Annotated in this window: 18 protein-coding genes; 4 read left to right on the top strand and 14 right to left on the bottom strand. The window is 57.6% G+C overall.

What is annotated here, in order from left to right:
- Positions 1-213: 213 nt before the first annotated feature.
- The 13 genes from BMZ36_RS00770 to BMZ36_RS00710 all read right to left on the bottom strand — a co-directional run bounded on the left by BMZ36_RS00770 (position 214) and on the right by BMZ36_RS00710 (position 16,839).
- Positions 214-1,437 carry an EAL domain-containing response regulator gene (locus BMZ36_RS00770; protein ID WP_091189724.1) on the bottom strand — a complete coding sequence of 408 codons (1,224 nt, stop codon included), beginning with the start codon at positions 1,435-1,437 and terminating at the stop codon, positions 214-216.
- A 12-nt stretch (positions 1,438-1,449) separates the two neighbouring features.
- The gene (locus BMZ36_RS00765) at positions 1,450-2,526 is read right to left on the bottom strand and encodes a protein-glutamate methylesterase/protein-glutamine glutaminase (RefSeq protein WP_281242171.1); all 1,077 of its coding nucleotides are present in this window, start codon (positions 2,524-2,526) and stop codon (positions 1,450-1,452) included.
- 52 nt (positions 2,527-2,578) lie between these two features.
- Complete coding sequence (locus tag BMZ36_RS00760) at positions 2,579-3,460, bottom strand: CheR family methyltransferase (protein WP_218142588.1); 882 nt, start codon at positions 3,458-3,460, stop codon at positions 2,579-2,581.
- Entirely contained in the window at positions 3,426-3,959 is a 534-nt protein-coding gene (locus tag BMZ36_RS00755) for a chemotaxis protein CheW (RefSeq protein WP_091189720.1), read from the bottom strand. Before BMZ36_RS00755 ends, BMZ36_RS00760 begins: the two co-directional genes overlap by 35 nt.
- Positions 3,960-3,971: 12 nt before the next feature.
- Positions 3,972-5,618: a HAMP domain-containing methyl-accepting chemotaxis protein gene (locus tag BMZ36_RS00750; RefSeq protein WP_091189716.1), complete on the bottom strand. Its 1,647-nt coding sequence runs from the start codon at positions 5,616-5,618 to the stop codon at positions 3,972-3,974.
- A 45-nt stretch (positions 5,619-5,663) separates the two neighbouring features.
- Positions 5,664-7,685, bottom strand: coding sequence for a chemotaxis protein CheA (locus tag BMZ36_RS00745; RefSeq protein ID WP_091189714.1), 2,022 nt, complete (start codon positions 7,683-7,685; stop codon positions 5,664-5,666).
- Positions 7,686-7,697: 12 nt separating this feature from the next.
- Positions 7,698-8,003, bottom strand: coding sequence for an STAS domain-containing protein (locus BMZ36_RS00740; RefSeq protein WP_091189712.1), 306 nt, complete (start codon positions 8,001-8,003; stop codon positions 7,698-7,700).
- Positions 8,004-8,010: 7 nt separating this feature from the next.
- Entirely contained in the window at positions 8,011-8,379 is a 369-nt protein-coding gene (locus BMZ36_RS00735) for a response regulator (RefSeq protein WP_091189709.1), read from the bottom strand.
- Between the two features lie 14 nt (positions 8,380-8,393).
- Positions 8,394-9,047 carry a hypothetical protein gene (locus tag BMZ36_RS00730; RefSeq protein ID WP_091189706.1) on the bottom strand — a complete coding sequence of 218 codons (654 nt, stop codon included), beginning with the start codon at positions 9,045-9,047 and terminating at the stop codon, positions 8,394-8,396.
- A gap of 206 nt (positions 9,048-9,253) precedes the next feature.
- Positions 9,254-11,125, bottom strand: coding sequence for a methyl-accepting chemotaxis protein (locus tag BMZ36_RS00725; RefSeq protein ID WP_091189704.1), 1,872 nt, complete (start codon positions 11,123-11,125; stop codon positions 9,254-9,256).
- A gap of 362 nt (positions 11,126-11,487) precedes the next feature.
- Positions 11,488-13,002, bottom strand: a complete 1,515-nt coding sequence (locus BMZ36_RS00720) for a methyl-accepting chemotaxis protein (RefSeq protein ID WP_177187718.1) — start codon at positions 13,000-13,002, stop codon at positions 11,488-11,490.
- Positions 13,003-13,056: 54 nt separating this feature from the next.
- Positions 13,057-14,928 (bottom strand): methyl-accepting chemotaxis protein, encoded by a 1,872-nt coding sequence (locus BMZ36_RS00715; RefSeq protein WP_177187717.1) that lies wholly within the window; start codon positions 14,926-14,928, stop codon positions 13,057-13,059.
- A gap of 39 nt (positions 14,929-14,967) precedes the next feature.
- Positions 14,968-16,839 (bottom strand): methyl-accepting chemotaxis protein, encoded by a 1,872-nt coding sequence (locus BMZ36_RS00710; protein WP_091189696.1) that lies wholly within the window; start codon positions 16,837-16,839, stop codon positions 14,968-14,970.
- 141 nt (positions 16,840-16,980) lie between these two features.
- Here BMZ36_RS00710 and BMZ36_RS00705 point away from each other — a divergent pair, with 141 nt between their 5' ends.
- Positions 16,981-17,754, top strand: a complete 774-nt coding sequence (locus BMZ36_RS00705; protein ID WP_091189693.1) for an HAD-IIA family hydrolase — start codon at positions 16,981-16,983, stop codon at positions 17,752-17,754.
- A gap of 489 nt (positions 17,755-18,243) precedes the next feature.
- Here BMZ36_RS00705 and BMZ36_RS14460 read toward each other — a convergent pair whose 3' ends face one another.
- A complete protein-coding gene (locus BMZ36_RS14460) occupies positions 18,244-19,161 on the bottom strand; it encodes a GNAT family N-acetyltransferase (protein WP_177187716.1) in 918 nt (305 codons plus the stop codon).
- 126 nt (positions 19,162-19,287) lie between these two features.
- Between BMZ36_RS14460 and BMZ36_RS00690 the strand changes: the two genes are divergently transcribed.
- The 3 genes from BMZ36_RS00690 (at position 19,288) to kdpE (ending at position 22,811) form a co-directional block, all read left to right on the top strand.
- Positions 19,288-20,547: an HD-GYP domain-containing protein gene (locus BMZ36_RS00690; protein ID WP_177187715.1), complete on the top strand. Its 1,260-nt coding sequence runs from the start codon at positions 19,288-19,290 to the stop codon at positions 20,545-20,547.
- Positions 20,548-20,647: 100 nt separating this feature from the next.
- Complete coding sequence (locus BMZ36_RS00685) at positions 20,648-22,129, top strand: DUF4118 domain-containing protein (protein WP_091189685.1); 1,482 nt, start codon at positions 20,648-20,650, stop codon at positions 22,127-22,129.
- Positions 22,122-22,811, top strand: coding sequence for a two-component system response regulator KdpE (kdpE, locus tag BMZ36_RS00680; RefSeq protein WP_091189682.1), 690 nt, complete (start codon positions 22,122-22,124; stop codon positions 22,809-22,811). The genes BMZ36_RS00685 and kdpE overlap by 8 nt, the downstream gene beginning before the upstream one ends.
- Positions 22,812-22,813: the final 2 nt, after the last annotated feature.

Raw genomic sequence — 22,813 nt, 5'->3', positions numbered from 1 at the left:
CATTCTCCCCTGCTTATCGTGGTAGTCAGTCACGCAGAGACTGCCATGTTCGGGATGAAGAGCTGCGCATGAATCCCTACCCAGGCCTCGCGGCAAGATCGCAAACAGGCTCTCAGAACCTGTTCACGCACTGTCGCGAGAAGCCGTCAGCGGTGTGAAGAGCAGCGCATGAGCCCCGATCACGGCTTCGCAGCAAGAGCGTTAACAAGGTTCTCAAGCCGGTTCGGCCATTTTTCCCCTTCTGCTCTTGATCCAGCCCATCACCTCGCTGGCGGGCATGGGTCTCCCCGTGAAATACCCCTGCCCCATTTCGCAACCCAATTCTTTTAGCAAATTCCAGTCGGCTTCGGTTTCCACACCTTCGGCAACAGTGGCAAGCCCCAGTCGCTGTCCCATCTGGATCGCACTTTCGAGAATCACTCGACGGCTGGGGTGATTCACGGCTCCATCCACGAACGAGCGGTCGATCTTCAGTTCGGTAAACGGGCAACGGCTCAGTTGCTGCATGGAAGAATAGCCAACTCCGTAGTCATCCATCGACAAACCAAACCCCTTGAGGCGCATCCGGGCCAAACTGCCGATCGATACCGACAGATTTCTCATCACCATGGTTTCCGTAACTTCCAGAATCACCATGCGCGCGGGAACTCCTGCCGCCTGCGTCATCTGAAACAGCTTGTCCGCCAGCGTCATGTCAAGCAACGCCTCTGCCGGCATGTTGAGCGCCACACTGAGAGAAACGCCTCGCGACAACCAGGCAGACAGGTCGGCCATGACGACTTTCATCATCTGCAGTGTAAATTGCCGCATCAGTACGGACTGTTCAAGCGTAAGGGCCGGGATGAATCTGTCCGGAAAAATCAGCCCCCTTTCCGGGTGTTCCCAACGCGCCAGCGCCTCCACTCCCCGTACCAGACCGGTAGCAATATCCACTTTAGGCTGATAGTAGGGAACAAAATTCCCGGCATCGATGGCCTGTCGAATTTCATCCAGAGTATCTTGATCGACTTCCCTCTCGGCACTCGCCCCCGCGTTGCCCCATTCGGCCTGTCGCAACGCTCTTTCCAGTCGATCACGCGATAGCGGTTTGGGCAGCGCACACAGTAGACTAAGCCCTTCGTCTTCGGCGGCCATGTTCTCAACGGCATCCAGGATGCGCGAATCGCGCGCCGACATGACCACCACATGCTGCGCCCACTGGTTCTTGGCTACTTTCTGCAGGAACTCCACGCCATCCATGCCCGGCATGTCCAGATCGCTGAGGATGAAATCCACACCACCCGGAGGCAGCGCTTCGAGAATACAAATGGCATCCAGCCCATCCGTTGCCTGGCGGACATTTTCAAAACCCATTTCATGCAACAACGCCACGGCAAATTCCCGCTGCAACGCGCTGTCGTCCAACACCAAAGCCGAACAATTTTTCCAATCTGGCATCTACCGACTCCCTCAAGCTTTGGTAATGATGTCCGGAATACGATGCAGGGGTACGATGTGATCTACCCCGCCCAGCTTGATCGCCTCTTTGGGCATGCCGAACACAACGCTACTGTCCTCGTCCTGGGCGTAGGTCTTGGCGCCGCAATCGTGCATTTCCTTGAGCCCCTTTGCGCCGTCGTCTCCCATGCCGGTCATGATGATACCCACTGCATTGGCGCCGGCAAATTTTGCGGCAGAGCGGAACAACACATCCACCGACGGGCGATGCCGGGATACCAGCGGGCCATCGGCCACTTCGACATAGTAATTGTTGGCATTGCGCTTGAGCATCATGTGCTTGCCACCCGGCGCGATCAACGCCCGTCCCGCCATCACCCGATCACCGTTCTGCGCTTCTTTGACCTCGATTGTGCTCAAGCCGTTCAAGCGCGCGGCAAAGGCCGCCGTAAACTTCTCCGGCATGTGCTGAACGATCACCATGCCGGGAACATTCAGCGGCAAATTCGGCAAGATCACCTCCAGCGCCTGAGTGCCTCCCGTGGAGACCCCCATGGCAATAACCCGCTCGGTCGCATGAACCAAAGCACTGCGGCCAGCCGAAGGCGCTTCCAGCATCACGTCAGCAGTCAGTTTGGGGGTGACGCTGCGCTCTGCCATGACGCCCGTAGCGGCAGTTGGCCGACTCACCCGGGCTTTGGCGGCAGTACGCACCGACTGGACCAAATCAAGCGAGGCATCCTGCAGAAAACCCCGCAAGCCGATTGAGGGCTTGGTAATGATGCTGAGCGCCCCGGCCGCCAGCGCTTCGATACTCACCTTGGCGCCGGCTTCCGCCAGCGAGGAACAGATGATCACCGGCGTGGGGCGCTGCGCCATGATCTGCTTGAGGAAAGTAATGCCATCCATGCGCGGCATTTCGATATCCAGGATGATGACATCCGGCCATTCTTTCTTCATGCGTTCCATGGCAAAAATCGGGTCGGGAGCAGCCCCCATCACCTGGATATCGCTTTCCACGGACAGTACTTCCTGGATGACCTGCCGTACCACCGCAGAGTCATCGACGACCAGAACTTTTATCGGCACGATCTCACTCCCCGTTTCCTCTTGAACCCGTATGATCGGGTCCATTGTTATTTCAGCTGTTCCGCCGGTAAATGGACGGCTGAACCAGCGTAAAACCGCTTGTCTTGATCGCCATCGATTCGGCTTGCCCTACTATCAGGTAGCCCCCCGGATTGATCCGGTCCTTCAAACGTTCGATCATCTCATCTCTTCTGTCACTCTCAAGATAGATCATGACGTTGCGCAGGAATACCCCGTCGAAGTGCGCAAGCTCCGGATCAAAGGCATTCATGAGGTTGACCTGGCTGAAACGCACCCGATTGCGCAGAGCCCTCTCAATCAAGAACTGCCCCTCGTACTCCCCGTTTCCTTTCAGACAGTATTTCTTGAGCAGCTCCAACGAAATCTGATCGGCATCATGCATGGCATACAGTCCGTGGCGGGCATGCGCCAACACCCGCTCGCTGATATCGGTGGCGAGCACCTGCCAATCAGCATGCATGCCAAGCGACTCGGCCAGCGTCATGGCAATGGAATAAGGCTCCTGCCCGGTTGAACAGGCTGCACTCCAGATCCGGACGGGGCGCCCCTGTTTTGCCAACGGCGGAATCAGTTCGTCGCGCAGGAAGTCGAAGTGTGAGGGCTCGCGAAAAAACGAGGTCTCGTTGGTTGTCACCAGATCAATGGCCCGCTGCAATTCTGTTTTTTCTTCAGGGCGACGCAACAGAAGCCAATAGTCATGGTAGGAAACCAGCCCCAGATCGCGCAGACGCGAAGCCAGACGGGCGGCCACCAGTTTTTGCTTGGAGTCCGGAAAACGAAAACCCAAATGCAAACCAAGCAGTTCGGTCAGCTCCCTGAACTCGCCCATGCTCAGCTCAGGCATCCATATGCCATGAGCATCGTACTGGGCCATGCCGTTATTCGTGTGCGGGTTCAGATGATTCTGCGACATGGCTTATCTGCGCCATTTCATCGATGGAGAGAACGTAATCCACGCTCAGCAACACGACAAACTGCCCGTTTACCTTGCCCATTCCCTGGATGAATTCCGGTCGAAGCATGGAACCGAACGAGGGGGGAGGCTCAATGTCTTCGGCTGCAATTTCCACCACTTCATTCACTGAATCCACCAGCACCCCGACATACTGGATTTCTCCTTCATGTGCCACCTCCAGAATCACCACGCAGGTCTGAGGGCCGATCGGCGTTTCTTCGCGGCCAAAGCGGACGGAGATATCCACCACCGGCACAACAGCCCCCCGCAAGTTGAGCACTCCGCGCAGGAATGGCGGCATGAGCGGTACGCTGGTCATACCGCCAAATTCGATGATCTCCCGTATGCCGGAGATTCCTATGGCAAAGGTTTCCCGCCCCAGCAGGAATGTCAGGTATTGCTGGGCATCTTGCTGCCCAGCCTCTTGCAAAGCAGGCTCATGATGGCTCTTGTTCATGTCCCCTTCCCCTCAGAATCTGGAAAATTTGCTTTCATCGATCGGCTCGTCCTTGACCCATTGCCGCGCAACAGGCGGCGGTGCGACGACCTTGTGAACGGGCACATCCTCTACGGCTTCAGGCACGATTTTTTCCTGGTTTCCTGCAACTTCGGCACAGGTTCTGAACCAGCTCATGGCTTCCTGCAGTTGCAAGGCCGATTCGCTCATGGACTCGGATGTGGAAGCCAGCTCCTCGGCCGAAGTCGCCGCAGCCTGCGTGGTCAGGGAAATCTGCCCCATCGCCACGCTGACCTGCTCTACGCCGGAAGACTGCTCGCGCGAAGCAGATGCGATTTCCTGAACCAGCTCCGCAGTCTTGCAGATCGAGGGGACCATTTCCTTGAGCAGGGCTCCGGCATGCTCGGAGACTGAAAGGCTGTTGCTGGCCAGCTGGCTGATTTCACGGGCCGCAGCCTGGCTTCGTTCAGCAAGCTTGCGCACCTCGGAGGCCACCACGGCAAAGCCCTTGCCGGCTTCGCCGACGCGAGCCGCTTCAATGGCGGCATTAAGCGCCAGGAGATTGGTCTTGTACGCAATGTCGTTGATCACGCCAACCTTGCCGGCGATTTTCTGCATGGCCTGCACGGTTTCGCTGACCGCCCTGCCGCCTTCTTCGGCGTGATGGGCCGATTGCGCGGCAATACCCTCGGTCATTTTGGCGTTGTCGGAATTCTGCGCAACGGTCGCCGTCATTTCATCCAGTGTGGCACTGGTCTGCTCCACGCTGGACGCCTGCCTCGCAACCGTCTGGTTCAGCGCCTGGGCAGAAGCGCTGATCTGTTCGGCGGCGCTGGCCACGGTTTGCGCCGAATTGCGCACCCCGACAATCACGGTCCGCAATTTCTCGATCATGCGCTGTTGCACGGCGATGACGCTGGACGTATCGCCTTCGCGAACAGGCAAGTTTTCCGAGATGTCGCCCCGAACAAGCGCCTCGGCAGCGGCAACGACGACATCCGGTTCACCGCCCAACTGACGCAGCAAGCTTCGGCTCAACAGAAATGCAATGATCGAAGTAATTGCAGCACCCAGCAGCATCACGACAAAAGTCACAACCAATCCCGTCTGCGTCGTTGAATCGGCGCGCTTCTCCAGCTCTATCGCTATTTTTTCATTATGGGTTACGTGCGCGGACAAGGCTTTTTGCACGTCTGTCGAATTTGAACCTACCGTGGAATTGATGATATCCACGGCAGCCTTATTCTCACCCTTGCGGGAATGGGCCAGTATCCGCTCAGCTACTTGCAAATAAGCAGCTATTTCGCGCCGGTCGTTCTCCAGCATCCGCCTGTTGGCCTCATCGGCGGGCAGGTTTTTCTCGTAATCGTCGAGAGTTTTTTCCCAATTGCCTCGCACCTTCTTCATCTGCAGATCCAGCTCGGCTTTTTGAGCCGGATCCGTATTGAAGACATGACGGAACAGGAAAGCGCGGTATTGCAGGAAATCGCGCTGCACCTCGTTCAACGAATGGATGCCGGGAATGATCTTGGCATTCAAGAAGCTCACCAGACCGGCAAGCTTCTGCAGATGGAAAGCGCCCATCCCGCCGGCCACCAGCAGGGTAAGAATTGCGCCCAGCGTCATGACTTGCAGGCGTCGTGCCACAGTCAGTTTCATGATGTCTCCCTTGCTTCTCGTCCCGGCGCCCCGGCCGGCCAGGACTCATTTGCCGCATGCATGTTCGGTGTGGCTTCGTTCGTGGTGATGTTCGATCTCTTCTTTTTCCTGGCGGCAAGCCACCTGCACCAGTTGCGGCACGTCCAGAATCAGGGCGACCTCGCCGCTGCCAAGGATGGCCGAGCCGGAGATTCCCTGCGCGCCCCGGAAAAGCTTGCCCAGCGGTTTGATCACGACCTGCAACTCGCCCAGCAGATGATCGACCACCAGGCCGGCACGCTTGTTGCCATATTGCACCACCACGATATAACGGTAGGAGGGCAAGGCTGCATCGTGAATGTCGAAAATGTCGCGAACATCAATATAGGGCAACACCTCTCCGCGCAATTCGATGTAACGGCGATATCTGGATTCCTGGGTTACCAGCTCGATGCATTCCAGCACCATGTCGAGCGGAATGACGAACTGCGATGGCCCCACCTGCACCAGGAAGCCATCGATGATCGCCAGCGTCAAAGGAAGCCGCAGGCGCATCGTGGTGCCCTGTCCTTCGCGACTTTCGATTTCGATTTCCCCGCGCAGTGCCTCGATGTTCTTTTTGACGACGTCCATTCCCACGCCGCGACCGGACAGGTTGGTTACGGCTTCAGCGGTGGAAAACCCCGGTTCGAACAGCAGATGGTAAACCTGTGCGTCGGTCAGACCTGCCCCCGACTCGATCAGGCCGCGCTCGACGGCTTTATGGATCACCTTGTCGCGGCGGATTCCACCGCCGTCATCGGACACTTCCAGTACCACACTGCCCGACTCGTGATAAGCCATCAGCTCGATCTTGCCCCTGGTTGGCTTGCCGCTCGATTTGCGCTCCGCTGCCGGCTCGATGCCGTGGTCCAGCGCATTGCGCACGATATGCATCAACGGGTCTGTGAGCTTTTCCACCATCGACTTGTCGAGTTCGGTTTCTTCGCCGGAGATCCTGAGTTCGATATCTTTCCCCAATTCATGGGCGACATCGCGCACCACGCGCGGGAAACGCTGAAATATTTCCCCGACCGGCACCATGCGCATGTTCAGCGCACCATCGCGGATCTGCTCGATCAATGTGGATATGGTCGAAATGGCTTCCTGCATCTGGTTGTCGTTGCGGTTGACGCTCAACACATTGGCGGCTGCCCCTGCGATCACCAGCTCTCCGACCAGATTGATGAGACGGTCGAGCTTCGCTGCTTCCACCTTCAGAAACTTGCCCTCTCCGGGTTTGCGAGCGACAGGTTCGGCATGCCGGGCTTCGGGCTCTGGCTGGTTGTCCGGAGCTGGCGCTGCGGCTGGCACGGCAACGGGGGTAAGCGATTTGATCTCGATTTCGCTGCCTTCACGCGCAAAATCGAACGTACCGTCGATTTCTGCCAAGGATGCGCTGCTGGTCAGGGTGAAATCGAAGCCGATGTAGCAGGTTTCCGGATCGAGTTCATCGAGCGCCGGCAATGACGGAAACAGGGTTTGCATCCCGGAAATGGTGCCCAGCGTACTGAGATAGCGCAGGCAGGCAATCGGGTCGACCCCGCCTCTCAGCACATCGGCGCCGAACTTCACCCGGATATGCCAGCGTTGCGCGTCATCGACATCCGCATGCATCGTGGCGACAGGAATCGATCTGGGCTTGGCAGGGGTTTCTTCATGGACGCCGACGGAAGCTAGCGCATCCTGCAATGCCCTCTCGGCCTCGGGCACTTCGACCAGCGGCGTTTCGCTCACCTCCGCATCGTCCACCAGACGGGAGATTCCATCGCGGCACAACAGCAAAAGCTGGGAAAGCTCCGGGGTCAGCGACAAGGTGCCGCTGCGCAACTGGGCCAGCACGTTTTCGACCGTGTGGCAGAACGAAACGATGGCCTCGAAGCCGAACAGGCCCGCCGAGCCCTTGATCGTGTGGACCGTGCGAAACAATGCCCCGAGGTCTTCTGAATCGAGCGATGCCGATTCGGCCTTGAGCAGCAGCGTCTCGAATTGCTGCAGAAGTTCGCGCGCCTCCTGCAGAAAGGTATCCTTGGCTTTGCTCAGATCCATGTTGCTTCCTCCTCAGGGGAGCTGCAGCCCGAGTTCGTCCTGCAAATTGCAGAACCTGATGATATTGGCGGCAGCAGACCCGACTTTCACCACTCGCGCCAGTTTGCCCTGATCCGCAGCAGTACGCAGGAGCGCCACGACAATCTGGATGGCTGACGTATCCATTTCACTGACATGCTCCAGATCCAGACCGATTTCGGATTGGGCATTCAATTCGGCCAGCAAGGCATCCCGGAGTTGCGCCGCGTGATAGATGTTGACCTCTCCCCTGAGGGCCAACACCCGTTCCGATTCCCGCTCTTCGATTTGAATCTCCATGATGTCCTCACGGCATGATGAGTTTGGCCACGGCCGCCAGCAACTGCTCGGGCTTGAACGGTTTGACCACCCATGCCTTGGCACCGGCGAACTGGCCTTCGCGCTTGCGCGTCTCGTCGGATTCGGTCGTCAGCATCATGATCGGGGTAAACCGGTAGTTGGGCATCTGCTTGATCGCCTTCACCATATCGATCCCGCCCATGACGGGCATGTTCACGTCGGCAATGATCAGGTGAACCGGGCGGCCATCCAGTTTGGCGATGCCATCCTGTCCATCCTCAGCCTCGACCACATCGTAACCGGCACTGGACAGGCATATCTTGACGGTCTGTCGCATGCTGGTGGAGTCGTCGACAATCATGACGGTTTTGCTCATCTCGGGAGCTCCTGTCAAAAAAAGGTGATGTCATTGTCGGACGGTGCGCTGGCCGTCTGGCCGTGATGCACCGTTCTTTGTTCCTGCGTGGAGTAGGATCGCTCCAGTTCCTCCAGCCAATGTTCCAATTCTATTTCGGGCACGGAATCGCCGTTGCGCCAGGCCCGGGTAATTTCATTCAGCTTGCCGAACATCTTGTCGAGGTCCCGTTCGACATGGCCCAGGATCTGGCTAACCCGGTCATGATGCTGCAAGGCTACCAGCATTTCGGCGATTTCAGCCTGAATACCCGCGCTTTCTTCCCGCAAAGCCCGGGCAGATTCCTGTTCCCGCAAAATGGCGGTCTCAAGACGTTCGAGCATGGCATCGACCATGCGCTGGGCTTGCGCCGTGGCCTGCCGCAGATTCTGGTCACCCAACTGCAGATCGCGCAATTCTTCCTGCATGCCCACGAACGTGCTGGCCAGACATCCGTCGAGCTCCCCCCCCTCCTCGGCGGACTGGAGTATGGCACGCCGGAGCCGTTCCACGATGCCGGAGAAGCGGGTCGCAACCATGCCGCCGCCTTGCTCGACCTGCTGTCGCGCCAGCGCGAGGTTTTTTTTCCAGAGCGGCAGAATGTGGCTTATCGCCTCCAGCTGCCTGGCCAAATCTTCGTGACGCTCCATGCGCTCCTCCCGGCCGTTGGCTGCATTTGCCGGTTCACTTTGTCAAGTAGTCAGTCAAACAGATTCTGCTATGTTCGTCACGCCCTGCATCCCCATGCGCTTTGTCGCTCATCCTCGCCATAGCCGGGCTATGGCTGCGGTTCGCTTCGTGCGCATGGGGCGCAGATGCGCGCCTCGGCATCCACGCGAACCTGCGTGACTGACTACTAGGTTTTCTCATTCAGCTTGAACGATGCAACGGATTCCCGCAACCAGCTTGCCTGGGACAACAACTGGTCCGACATCGATGCCAGTTCTTCACTGGAAGCTGCGTTTTGCTGGACCACGGAGGACAGTTGGTTGACCGCCGAGGCAACCTGTTCAGCGCCGCTGGCCTGCTCGCGGCTGGAGTAGGATATTTCCTGCACCAGCTCCGAGGTCTTCCGGATATCCGGCACGATCTGCCGCAACAACCCGCCCGCCTTCTCCGCCACGGTCACCGAATGCACCGACAACCCGGAAATTTCACCCGCAGCCTTCTGGCTGCGCTCGGCGAGCTTGCGCACTTCGCTTGCCACCACAGCAAAGCCCTTGCCTGCCTCGCCGGCCCGAGCGGCCTCAATCGCGGCATTGAGCGCCAGAAGATTGGTCTGGCGGGCGATTTCCTCGATGATGCCGATCTTGTCGGCAATTTCCCGCATGGCCGCAACGGTCTGCCCCACAGCTTGACCGCCTTCTTCGGCATTTTCCGCTGCCTTGCGGCTGATCGCTTCCGTCTGCGCCGAGTTCTTCGCGTTCTGCTGGATGGCGCCGCTCATTTCCTCTGCGGTAGCCGACACTTCTTCCACGTTGGCGGCCTGCTGCATCGAGCCTTGCGAAAGCGATTGCGCCGTATCGGCTATCTGCGCCGAACCGCGCGCCACCTGGTTGGCGGCGGTGACCACATCTGAAATCGTTTGCGACATCTTGTCGATGAAGCGGTTGAAGCTCGTGGCCAGCCGGCCTATTTCGTCGGGGCGTTTTTCATAGGCCGAATCAATCCGCAGCGTAAAGTCGCCCTGCGCGGTTTCGTTGAGCACGCCGATTACGTCGGATACGGGTTGCGAGATGCGTTTGGCCAGGAAATAGCCCACGCCCAGCGCCAGCAGACAGAAGCCCGCCCCCAGCAACAACACCAGTTTCGTCATGTTGCGCGCATTGGACACGATTTCATCGTGATTGATGACGCCGATGATGCGCCACTTCGTCTTGGGCGCCACCATCACTCGCGCCACGTTATTGGCGTCGCCGAGTTTGAAGCGGATTTGTGCTTCGCCCGTTTTCACCGCATCGGTCAGGGCCGGGTTTTTCAGCTCGGTGATGTTTTTCGAAAGCAATTCTTTTTTGGGATGCGCCAGGATCGTGCCGTCGGCTTCGGTCAGGATCATGTAGCCGGTTTTCCCCATGCGGATACTGCCGATCCTGTCGGTCAGTTTCTTGAGCGAAACACAGATGGCCGCCACATGGGTCAGCGCGCCCCCATTGCCTTTGAATGCCCTGCTGTTGCAGACCACGTTCTCGCCACTGGTGTTCCTGAATGACTTGCTGACCGCGAGATCGCCCTTGGCTTCCACCGCCGCCGGGTACCAGGGGCGTTTCCGGGGGTCGAACCCCTTGAGCAAAACGCCTTTGGGGTTGGAATTGACATATTGCCCAAGGTGGTTGCCCCACACTACGCTGTCGTAATCGGGCGTGGCATCGCTGAACAAGCGCAGGATGCCGTAGATTTGCGCCTCCGCGGGGCTGCGCTTCACATCCTTGTTCGGAATATCGGCAACGCTGTTCACATAGCTGCTGACAGAGCTATCAGCACGCGCCATCGCGGGGTAACGCCCCAGCACATCCAGATCGACGACGATCCCCTCGAACATGGCATCGATCATGTTGTTGACATGACCGACCTCCCCGGCGCTACGCTCCCAGAAATCGGTTTCGGCATTTTTGTTGAGCGAATACCCCAGCAACAGGATGATGCAGACAACCAGCGACAACACCTGCAACGACGAGGCCAAGAACATCTTTTTCCTGATGCTGCCCAGCCTGAATGCGCTCCAAGCCATGATGCCTCCCCCGTCTGTTCAAACGCACAGTGTAGGCGCTGTTGATGTTGCTTACAAATCTGCGCCGGGCCGGGAAAGGCCAGTCACAAGGCACACGATGCAAACAACAACCAAGTATTTTTCCAAAAACACAAACACAGTGAATGGCGTTTTCCGCCCCAGCCCTTCGTGTTTGGGGCATTTCGAGCGACATTCTGCGTTGCAAACCGCTTGCACTACCCTCACCAATCAGACGGCGCTTTGCGCCTTGCAATCCATCTCGAACCACCCCAAACGCAGCTTTGCAAGCAACGTCAACAGCGCCTGATAGTCAGTCACGCAGGTTTGCGTGGATGCCGAGGCGCGCCAAACATGGCAGACCACTAGCCTTGCCGCAACTTGAACGGCGCAACCGATTCCTTGAGCCAGGCCGCCTGCGAAGAAAGCTGGTCCGACATTGATGCCAGTTCTTCACTGGATGCCGCATTTTGCTGGATGACCATCGTCACCTGGGTCATCGCGGAAGCAACCTGCTCGGCGCCGCTGGCTTGTTCGCGACTGGATTGGGATATTTTTTCGACCAGATCGGACGTTTTCCGGATATCCGGTACGATCTGCCGCAACAACTCGCCAGCCTTCTCCGCAACGGTCACCGAATGCACCGACAGCCCGGAAATTTCGCCCGCGGCCTTCTGGCTGCGCTCGGCGAGCTTGCGCACTTCGCTTGCCACCACAGCAAAACCCTTGCCCGCCTCGCCGGCCCGCGCTGCTTCGATTGCCGCATTGAGCGCCAGCAGGTTGGTCTGGCGGGCAATTTCCTCGATGATGCCGATCTTGTCGGCGATTTCCCGCATGGCCGCTACGGTCTCGTCAACCGCACTGCCTCCGCCTTCCGCATCTAGCGCCGCCTTGCGGCTGATCGTTTCCGTCTCACAGGCATGGCCTGCGTTTTGCTGGATGGCCCCAGACATTTCCTCGACCGTTGCCGACACCTCCTCCACGCTTGCCGCCTGTTGCATCGATCCCTGCGAAAGCGACTCGGCGGTCTGGGCTATCTGACAGGAACCGCTTGCCACCTGGCTGGCGGCCGAAACGATGCCGGAAAGCATCTCCGACATTTTTCGGGTGAACAGGTTGATACCGGTAGCCAGCATCCCTATTTCGTCGTTTTTTTTCGCGTAGGCGGGGTTGATCTCGCGAGTGAAGTCGCCTTTTGCCATCTCGTTGAGGACATCGACCGCCTCAACGATCGGCTTGGCAATGCGGTTGGAAACGATATAGGTCCAGACCGCAAAAACCACGACCATCGCCGCACCGATGAAAAGCAGAACGATCGCGCGGGTCCAGAACAGTTCTTCGATATCGTCGACAAAAAAACCGATGCCGATCATCCAGCCCCAAGGCTCGAATTTGGCGATTCCGCTAAGTTTCGGGTACAGCCGTTTTTTGTCTTCCTTGTCGGGCCGCGGTGCTTCGGCCCACAAAATGGCCTTGCCACCCGCGCTCTTGTCGAGCGCCTCCTTGTAATGCTCGACCAAGGGGCGGCCATCCTTCATTTTTCCGCCATCGTCGACCTTGCCAACGCGGCTGGCGATGGGATGAACCAGCATGACACTGTCACTCAGGGAACGAACGAAGAAGTAGTCATGCCCCTTGCGCTGGGCGCCGATCGCCTCCTTGGCACGCGCCTGCGCCTCTGCACGGGTCAGCTTGCCGCTGGCTTCCAGGCTTTGATAATGGCGGGTCAATGACTCGGCAAAATCCAGGAATTGCACGACCTGCGCTTTGCGTTCATCCAGAATGTTCTGCCGCAGCGAGTAAAGCCCGGCGAATGCGATCACGAACAAACCCAAAAGCGCTGTCAGCGCCATTCCCCAGATTTTCGTTCTGATTTTCACGGACATTCCCTTTCACTCTGTTTTGCCCCCGCGGCTTGTGGAAATTTTATGTTTTTATTTCTCCGAGGACAATTTGAAATATGCAATCGCATCGTTCAGATAGACCGCCTGTCCGGAAAGCTCGTCCGCCATGGAGGCAAGCTCCTCGCTTGAAGCGGCATTCTGCTGGATGATGGAAGTCAATTGGTTGATCGCGGATACCACCTGCGCGGCACCGCAGGCCTGCTCGCGGCTGGAGAGGGAAATCTCCTGTATAAGTTCGGAAGTTTTCCTGATATTGGGCAGCATTTCGCGCAGCAATTCGCCGGCGCGCTCTGCCACAACCACGGAATGACCGGAGAGGTCCGAGATTTCTGCCGCGGCATGTTGGCTGCGTTCGGCCAGTTTGCGCACCTCCGAGGCCACCACGGCAAAGCCTTTGCCTGCTTCGCCGGCCCGAGCGGCCTCAATCGCGGCATTGAGCGCCAGGAGATTGGTCTGGCGGGCAATTTCTTCGATGATGCCAATCTTGCCGGCAATTTCCTTCATGGCGCCGACCGTTTCGGCAACCGCCTTGCCGCCTTCCTCCGCATCCTGCGCCGCTTTGCCGCTGATACGTTCGGTTTGCGCCGCGCTGTTCGCATTGCGCTGGATTGTTTCGTTCATTTCTTCGATGGTGGCCGACACTTCCTCGACACTGGCCGCCTGCTGCATCGAACCTTGCGACAAGGATTGCGCCGTATCGGCAATCTGACCCGAACCGCGCGAAACCTGGCTTGCCGCGGTCGATATATTGCCGATGATTTCCGATATTTTTCCGATGAACTGATTGAAGCTGAATGCCAGCACGCCGATTTCATCGGAGGCTCGCTCATACTTCGGATCAATTTTGTGACTGAAATCGCCCATGGCCGTTTTATTGAGCATGCCAACGACATCGCTCACCGGATTCGAGATACGCACAGCCATCAGATAGCCAACACAAATCGCAAGAATTGTAAACAAGGCGCCCACTATCGTAACAATAATCATTAGATCCCGCGCACTGGATTGAATTTCGCTTTTCTCCATCACGGCGATCATGCGCCAGCTGCTTCCCGGAACGGTAATGACTTTTGAAACCTTGTCCACGCCATCGAACTTATAACGGACAATCCCTTCGCCCTTGGTAATTGCATCAGTCAATACAGGCAATTTTAGATCAGAAACATTTTTGCCGAGGAATTCCTTTTTTGGATACACCAGCAAGGTGCCATCCTGCTCGGTCAGGGCCAAATAGCCGGTCTTGCCGATCTTCACCCGGTTGATCTTGTCCGTCAGTCTGTTGAGTTTGATGGATATGCCTGTGGCATAGGAAAAATCACCATCCTTGCCCTTGAAAGCCTTGCCCATGTACAGGATGTAATCCTTGGTAGAGGAAATTGTCACCTTGCCGATTGCAGCCCGTCCCTGAGCCTGCATACCGGCAATAAACCAAGGCCGTTTTCTTGGATCGAACCCCTTCAGGATAATGGCAGTTTCTCTTCCGGGCACATAATTACCGTCTTTGCTGCCATAGTTAACTGCATCATAATCAGGATGCGAGCTACGAATCAGGTTCAAAAATTGATAAATTTCATTTTCGAGCGGGCCACGCTTTACATCTTTATTTGGAATATCAGCAACACTATTAACATAATTGTTAATCGTTTTATCCGCCCGCAAAACAGCGGGATGATTTCCAATTAAAGTAAGGTCGTCAGACACTGCTTCAAAAAATGTCAGCATCATCTCATTGAGCTGCGACACTTCTCCTGTTGCGCGGTCAATAAAATCCTTTTCTGATTTCAAGGCAATCGCATAGTTCAACAACAACATCACAAACAGCATCGGAATCACTACCATCAACATGGCACTGACAAACACTTTCTTTTTTATGCTATTCAGTTTGAATATTGGCAGCGCCATGATTTTATCCTCCTTGTTCGACATTTCTGCGCCAAACAATCAATGCTTGCCCAATTTGAACGAGGCAATCGAATCCTTGAGATAGACCGCTTGCCCCGACAATTCGTCAGCCATGGAAGCCAGTTCCTCGCTGGCCGCCGCGTTCTGCTGGATTACCGACGTCAACTGGTTCACGGCAGTGGACACCTGCTCCGCACCCGAACTCTGCTCGCGACAGGACGCTGTAATTTCCTGAACCAGATCCGAAGTCTTGCGGATACCCGGAACAATATGCTGCAACAGGTTACCTGCCTTCTCGGCAACCGACACGGAATGGTTAGAAAGACCCGATATTTCCCCAGCCGCTTTCTGGCTGCGCTCTGCGAGTTTGCGCACTTCCGAGGCCACGACGGCGAAGCCCTTGCCAGCCTCACCGGCCCGTGCGGCCTCGATCGCGGCATTGAGCGCCAAGAGGTTGGTCTGCCGGGCGATCTCTTCAACGACCGATATCTTGCCCGCGATTTCTCGCATGGCTCTGACCGTTTCTGCCACGGCCTGACCACCTTCCTCGGCTTCGCCTGCTGCCTTGATGCTGATTAGCTCGGTTTGCGCCGAATTGTCGGCATTCTGCGAGATAGCTGCAGCAATTTGCTCGACATTGCTCGACACCTCTTCGACATTGGCCGCCTGTACCATGGCCCCTTCCGACAACGATTGCGCCGTTTGCGAAATCTGGCCGGAGCTCGATGCCACCTGACTGGCGGCAAGCGAAATCTGGGAAATGGTTTCGGACATCTTGGCGATGAACTGGTTGAAGCTGCGCGCCAGATCGCCGATTTCATCATTCATCCGCTCATGCCGGCCATCGATCTTGCAAGAGAAATCGCCTTGGGCTGTCTTGTGCAGCACATCGACCACGCTGTTGATCGAACCGGACATGCGGCTCGCCAGCAGATACGCAATCGTGATGGCCAGGCCGGTAAACACCAACCCGAGCACCAGCACGACAGTCATCAAGTAGCGTGCGCTGGCCATGATCTCGCTGTATTCGATCGTGCCGATAATTTTCCAGCCGGCGCGTGAAGCAGCGATGACCCGCCCAAGTTTCTCGACTCCCTCGAAACGATAGCGAACGGTCATCTCGCCCTTTGCAACGGCATCGGTCAATTCGGGGACTTGCAGATCGGATATGTGCCTCCCCAGCAAGTCTTTCTTGGTTGGGTGCGCCAGAATTTTGCCGTCGTTTTCCACCAGGACGAGGTAGCCGGTCTTGCCGATGCGGATCGAGTTGATGATGTCAGTCAGACGCTTGAGCGAAATATCGATCCCGCCCACGAACTGAACCTCGCCAGCCGCATCCGTATAGGCCTTGACCGCTGCCACCACATTCTCATTCGTGGTTACGGAGTAGTAAGCCTTGGAAATAATGGCCTCGCCTTTTTTGTCCAGCGCATCGCTGTACCACGGGCGTCGGCGGGGATCGTAACCTCCGGGAACCTTGTCGGTATCGTTGGTGATGAAACCACCGTACTTGGTACCCAGGTAAAGCTCGATGTAGTCGGGATGGGTTTTTCCGATCAGGTTCAGGTGATCGAGAATTCTCTGCTCAAGCGGCCCGCGCCTGACAGTCTTCAGATCGGTTGCGCCCGGAACGGTCATGTAGCTGTTGATGCTCGTATCCAGCTTTTGCATGGCTGGATGCCTGTTCATCATCTCCAGATTATGTTTTGCGCTATCGAGCAACACCGTGATCACGTTGTCCACCTGGCGTATCTCACCCGTCACGCGCGCGACAAAATCTTCTTCGGATTTTTTGCTCAACGAATAACTCAGGATCAGCATCACGGACAGCATGGGCACCACCACCAGCGCCAGCGATGCAAAAAAAAGTTTTTTCTTGAGACCATTCAGTTTCAAAAGCTTCCAAGTCATACCCTATCCCTCGCGCCACAGCTCATATAAGCATCGCATAAAAGCCTGTACTTACAAGGCGGGTTCTGCTGCAAGCGAATTCATGACGCCGTAACAGGCGGAGCGATACACTGCGCGGACATAAACAAGAAAGGAGAAAACATGAAAGGCATCATCTCGGACATGGATGGCGTGATCTACCGGGGCAAACAACTGATCCCCGGCGCCAGCGAATTCGTGCAACGCCTGCTGGACAGCAAGGCCCCGTTCCTGTTCCTGACCAACAACGCGGAACAAACCCCGCTGGATCTCAAACTCAAACTGGAAGGGTTGGGAATACACGGTCTGAACGAAGGCAACTTCATCACGGCCGCCATGGCGACAGCCATGTTTCTCAAGGCGCAGAACCGCAAGCCCAACCCCACGGCCTATGTGGTCGGCGGCGGCGGACTGATCAACGAACTTTATAACGTGGGTTTTTCGATTTCCGAATCCAATCCGGATTACGTGATCGTCGCCAAATCGACTACCTTCGGCTACGAGCAACTGAAAAAGGCGATCCGCCTGATCGACCACGGCGCGAAGTTCATCGGCACCAATCCGGACATGATCGACCCCGTCGAAGGCGGCTCGGAACCGGCAGCCGGCACCTTCCTGGCGGCGATTTCCGCGGCAACCGGCAAGAAGCCCTACATCGTGGGCAAACCCAATTCACTGATGATGATGCTCGCCACGCGCAAGCTGGGCGTGCAGCCGGACAGCGCTGTCATGATCGGCGACCGCATGGACACGGACATCGTGGGCGGCATGGAAGCGGGCATGACCACGGCGCTGGTGCTCTCCGGCGTCACCACGATGGAAAGCATGGAGAAATTCCAGTATCGCCCGGACCACATTTTCAACAATGTGGGCGAGATTGATCTGGCAACGCTATGAACGAGTGTTAAACCTGAACACCTCACCACAGAGACACAGAGGCACAGAGAAAAGCGGGAAATCAGGTTCTTGCGCGCTGCGTATCTCATTGGCCGGGTGAGGCAAGTTCAAAGCGCCATGGTTTAATGCCGCTCACTTCAGCCAAGTGAACGGCATTTTTCTTGACCAGTGCCGCATGCAGCACGCTCTGCCCTGGTAGGCGCCGAGAAGCACAGCAAGGTGCGGGAATTTGGCGAGCACTGTTTGAGGTCGCAGGCCGAGTTGCGCAGCCGCCGCGCCTTGCGAGCATCGCAGGGAACCCCGCAGGGGCGCCGGAGTGGGCTCGCCTTTGGGGTGAAGGGGTATTTGGCGAGACAAATACCCCTTCCTGCCTGCCGGGCGGAACCGGCTCTAAACCCGGCCCCGCAGGCGCATAAATAGCGGCATTAGCATCACGACTTGTTTTCTCTGTGTTCTCAGAGCCTCTGTGGTTCAACCAAAGTTTCAAGGTCAAAGAAAACAGCGCATGGCCTGATGCGGCAACCCCGCCGCCTCGAACTCGTCGCCCACCGGCTCGAATCCGAACGGGAGGTAGAACGCGGTCTTGTTCGCCATCGCAGTCAGGCGCAATTCCTTCCAGCCGATCCGGCGCGCTTCTTCCAGCGCTGCCGCCACCAGCCGTTTTCCCAAGCCTTGCCCGCGCCAGGCCGGCAACACGCCGATGCGCCCGAGATAGCCTTCACGCAGCAGGCGGGCGCAGGCCACGGCTTCACCTTCTCCGTTCCAGAGCACGAGATGCGTCGCCAGCTGGTCTTTCTCGTCGAACTCCAGCTCGGCGGGAATGCCGTGCTCGCGCACGAACACCGCTTCGCGCAACGGGCGGATGGCGCACCAGCCGCGACGCCAATCCAGAATCGATAACGGAAAGCTTGCGGGACTATCGGCATCGCCAGCCCGGATCAGCACTTCAGTTCCAAGCGCCACACGCTCGAAGAGGTCGATCACATCGCCGTTGCGCATGCGGATGCAGCCATGCGATTTGGGAGCCCCCATCGGTTCTGAATCCGGCGTACCGTGGATATAGATATAACGCGCCATCGTGTCGCAATTACCCAAGCGGTTGAAGCCCGGCTGGCAACCCGAGAGCCAGAGGATGCGCGACAGGATCCAGTCGCGCTCCGGTGCGTACGCCACGAGTTCAGGCGTGCAGATTTCGCCGGTAGGCCGGCGCGCCTTCAGTACGGCACCGGACGGCAATCCGGCGCCGATCTTCGCCCGGATAACGTGCCGGCCACGCGGGGTCTGGAAACTCCCCTTCTGCTCGCCCACGCCCAGCGCCGCGGTGGAAACCGGGTACTCGCGCAACAGGGCGCCATCTTCCGCATGCAGGTTCAGCGTTTGCCTGGAAATATCTACAAGAATACGCATGGCAATAAACAATCGGCTAATCGGATTGGGGAGCCACATTGTCGGTCGCTGCACGATGCGGCACAAGACCGTGCTTGCATATCCCGCCCCGGATGCCATGCTCAAAGTGACTCATGGATAACCAAGATGAACAACATCCACACTGCGGCAATAAAACGCCTCTTTTTCGGCTGGCTGCTTGTTTCCCTGCTCATCGGAGGCGGGGCATGGTGGTATGGGGTCAGGCAGATCAACCAGCAGGTTCTCGCGCTGGCCGAATCCGAAGTCAGGAAAGTCGCGCCGGAAGTACTCAAACGGCTCAACGGCACGCCCATGGACATCATGGCCTTGCAGGTCATGGCCAGCGACTACCACACTCACGGCTTTGTCGGTATCGAGCTCTATAACCGGCATGGCCAGTTGGTGGTGCAAAAAAACGGCGTGGAAGGCAAGCGGATCGAAGCCATGCTTGATGCGCGCGGCCGGCACAAGCTTCCGGAAGACAAGGAAGTTCATGCCGAATTCATGCGGCTGGGCAACACCAGGATCATTCGCGTACTTGTTCCCTTGCAGGAAGACGGCACGATTGCCGGGCATTTCGAGGGCGTCTACATCGTGCCCGAAGAAAAACTTTCCAGTCTGGAGAGGCAAACGCAGCACTTGCTGATCATGGCATTTGTCATAGCCCTGTTCACTACGTTGCTGCTGTATCCCTTTATCATTTCGCTCAACCGCAAGGTTCATGCCGAAGCGCACGCCATCCTGCGCGGCAACATGGAGCTGATGAAAGTGCTGGGCAGCGCCATCGCCAAGCGCGATTCGGATACCAACTCGCACAATTTCCGCGTCACGCTCTACTCTGTCCGGCTTGGCGAAGCCATCCAGATGCATAAACATCTCATCAAGGAACTGATTGCGGGCGCCTTCCTGCATGACGTCGGAAAAATCGGCATTCACGATGCCATCCTCCTCAAACCGGGGCCGCTGACGCCAGAAGAATTCAGCATCATGAAACAGCACGTAAAGCTGGGGCTCGACATCATCAGCCACTCGTCCTGGCTGCGCCATGCCGCAGACGTGGTCGGCAACCATCACGAATGGTTTGACGGTAACGGCTATCCCAAGGGCGTGGCTGGCGAGTCGATCCCTCTGACTGCCCGTGTGTTTGCAATCGCCGATGTCTTCGATGCGCTGACCTCGGTCCGCCCCTACAAGCAGGCGCTGTCGCTGGAACAATCGCTGGACATCATGCGCAAGGACACAGGAACGCACTTCGAGCCCCGTTTGTTCGAGGTTTTCCAGCAGATCGCCCCCGCGCTTTACCAGCGTTTCAGCCGCATCAGCGACGCAGAACTGGAGAAGGATCTTCAGGAAATCGTGCTGCTGTACTGGAACGGCGAAAAATGAAACGTTTTTACTATTTTTTTACATCGCCAACTTCATTCATTACACCGTTTTTGCCAGTCATTCCCTAAGCTGGAGGTGTCGAGTCCTGCGGAGTCCAAGAATGGACACCCCTTCTTCCCTGCCGGTTCCGTTGCGCTACGGGCTTTCCATCGGCGCCTGCCTCTTGGCCATGGCAATCACCCTGCCCTTGCGCGACAAGCTTGATCTCGCCAATGCCGTGATGCTGTTTTTGCTGGCGGTCTTTGTGGTGGCGTTGCGCCTGGGGCGCGGACCGGCCATTCTCGCGGCCTTCCTGAGCGTGGCCCTGTTCGATTTCTTCTATGTTCCGCCCCAGCTCACCTTTGCCGTGAGCGATGTCTACTACCTCATCACCTTTGCCGTCATGCTCGCCGTAAGTCTGCTGACCACAGGTCTCGTCACCAACCTGCAGGAAGAGGCCGAACGCGCCCGCCGCCATGAACACCAGACTCGCGACCTCTACGAACTGGCCCGCAACCTGACCGGGGCTGCGAGTCTGGCGCAGGTCGAAGAAGCGGTTGCCACCTACCTGAAACCCGATTCAGGCAAGGCCCGGCTTTTCCTGCTGAATGAAGGAAAACAACTCGATACCTCAGGTTGCAGCGAACTGGAAAAACAGTTGCTGAACCTGGCTTTCAACAACAAGGACGCCGTGAGCGGAGAACACGATGGTGCAGCCCCCGCTCTTTACCTGCCGCTTGCCGCGCCCATGTGCACACGCGGCGTCATGCTGGTCCAGCCTGCAGGGGCAGCCCGTTCCCGCGAACATCTGCTGACCATGGCCTCGCTGGTCGCCATCGCCATCGAACGCCTGCATTATGTGGATGTCGCGCAACAAACCCAGCTTCAGATGAGTGCAGAGAAGCTGCGCAGCTCGGTGCTTTCCGCGCTTTCGCATGACCTGCGCACCCCGTTGACCTCGCTGGTCGGGCAAGCCGATACACTGGCCGAGTCTTCGCTCATGCCGGAAGTGTTGCGCGACAGCGCCCGCACCCTCCGCGACCAGTCCCGCGCCATGAACAACCTGCTGACCAACCTGCTCGATATGGCCCGCCTGCAAGCGGGCAAGGTCACGCTGCGCCGCGAATGGCAACTGTTCGAGGACGTGATCAGCGCCGGCCTGCAACTGTTGCGCCCCTACCTGGGTAATCGGCCGGTTTCGGTCGAGTTGGCCCCCAATCTCCCCTTGGTGGAATTCGACGCGGTTCTGCTGGAACGGGTGCTGTGCAATCTGGTCGAGAATGCCGCCAAGTATTCACACGAAGACCAGCGCATCGAGATTCGCGCTTTCGTGGAACAACAGGAAGCCTGCATCGCCGTATGCGATCGCGGCACGGGGTTCCCGGAAGGAAAAATCGAGCATCTGTTCGATCTTTTCGAGCGCGGCGAAGCCGAATCCGCCAAGCCCGGCGTGGGCTTGGGGCTGGCAATCTGCAAGGCCATCATGGAAGCGCATGGCGGCCGTATCGATGCGGCTAACCGGCCGGGGGGCGGTGCCTGCGTCATATTGCGCCTGCCGCTGGGCAATCCACCCGCTTTTGAGGACGAGGCAGAACATGACTGAAACCAGTGTCAACATCCTGCTGATCGAGGATGAACCGCAGATTCGCCGCTTCGTGCGCAGTGCACTTGAGGAACAGGGCTGGAAGGTGCTGGAAGCAGAAAGCGGGCAACGGGGATTGATCGATGCCGGCACGCGCCGGCCCGATCTCTTGATCCTGGATCTCGGACTGCCGGACATGGACGGCGTGGAGCTGATCCGCGATTTTCGTGCCTGGTCGAATGCGCCGGTGCTGATTCTTTCCGCGCGCACCGATGAAACCGACAAGATCGAGGCACTGGATGCCGGCGCCGACGATTATCTCGCCAAACCGTTCGGCATCGGCGAACTCGTCGCGCGGGTTCGAGCCCTGATCCGCCGCCATGTGCGCCAGCAGGACCCCTCGCCGCAAACGGCATTCGGCGATATCTGCATCGATTTTTCACGACGGGAAGTCTTGCGTCAGGGCGGCGCAGTTCATCTCACCCCCATCGAATACCGTCTGCTCTGCGCACTGGTCTCCAGTCAGGGCAAGGTACTGACGCACCGCACGCTGATGCGCGAGGTATGGGGACCGAACCATAACGAGAGCAGCCATTACCTGCGCATCTACATGAGCCGCTTACGCCAGAAACTCGAGGTCGACCCAGCGCAGCCGGCCCATTTCCTGACCGTATCCGGCGTCGGATACCGTTTTCAGTTTTAAAT

Source organism: Formivibrio citricus (assembly GCF_900115065.1).
Classification (GTDB): domain Bacteria; phylum Pseudomonadota; class Gammaproteobacteria; order Burkholderiales; family Chitinibacteraceae; genus Formivibrio; species Formivibrio citricus.
Note: the sequence above shows the minus strand (reverse complement) of the source record. Positions and strands in the feature narration are given on the sequence as shown.

Coding starts and splice junctions, on each gene's coding strand:
- BMZ36_RS00770 (WP_091189724.1), bottom strand. CDS start 1,437: ATGCCAGATTGGAAAAATTGTTCGGCTTTGGTGTTGGACGACAGCGCG.
- BMZ36_RS00760 (WP_218142588.1), bottom strand. CDS start 3,460: ATGTCGCAGAATCATCTGAACCCGCACACGAATAACGGCATGGCCCAG.
- BMZ36_RS00755 (WP_091189720.1), bottom strand. CDS start 3,959: ATGAACAAGAGCCATCATGAGCCTGCTTTGCAAGAGGCTGGGCAGCAA.
- BMZ36_RS00750 (WP_091189716.1), bottom strand. CDS start 5,618: ATGAAACTGACTGTGGCACGACGCCTGCAAGTCATGACGCTGGGCGCA.
- BMZ36_RS00745 (WP_091189714.1), bottom strand. CDS start 7,685: ATGGATCTGAGCAAAGCCAAGGATACCTTTCTGCAGGAGGCGCGCGAA.
- BMZ36_RS00740 (WP_091189712.1), bottom strand. CDS start 8,003: ATGGAGATTCAAATCGAAGAGCGGGAATCGGAACGGGTGTTGGCCCTC.
- BMZ36_RS00735 (WP_091189709.1), bottom strand. CDS start 8,379: ATGAGCAAAACCGTCATGATTGTCGACGACTCCACCAGCATGCGACAG.
- BMZ36_RS00730 (WP_091189706.1), bottom strand. CDS start 9,047: ATGGAGCGTCACGAAGATTTGGCCAGGCAGCTGGAGGCGATAAGCCAC.
- BMZ36_RS00725 (WP_091189704.1), bottom strand. CDS start 11,125: ATGGCTTGGAGCGCATTCAGGCTGGGCAGCATCAGGAAAAAGATGTTC.
- BMZ36_RS00715 (WP_177187717.1), bottom strand. CDS start 14,928: ATGGCGCTGCCAATATTCAAACTGAATAGCATAAAAAAGAAAGTGTTT.
- BMZ36_RS00710 (WP_091189696.1), bottom strand. CDS start 16,839: ATGACTTGGAAGCTTTTGAAACTGAATGGTCTCAAGAAAAAACTTTTT.
- BMZ36_RS00705 (WP_091189693.1), top strand. CDS start 16,981: ATGAAAGGCATCATCTCGGACATGGATGGCGTGATCTACCGGGGCAAA.
- BMZ36_RS14460 (WP_177187716.1), bottom strand. CDS start 19,161: ATGCGTATTCTTGTAGATATTTCCAGGCAAACGCTGAACCTGCATGCG.
- BMZ36_RS00690 (WP_177187715.1), top strand. CDS start 19,288: ATGAACAACATCCACACTGCGGCAATAAAACGCCTCTTTTTCGGCTGG.
- BMZ36_RS00685 (WP_091189685.1), top strand. CDS start 20,648: ATGGACACCCCTTCTTCCCTGCCGGTTCCGTTGCGCTACGGGCTTTCC.
- kdpE (WP_091189682.1), top strand. CDS start 22,122: ATGACTGAAACCAGTGTCAACATCCTGCTGATCGAGGATGAACCGCAG.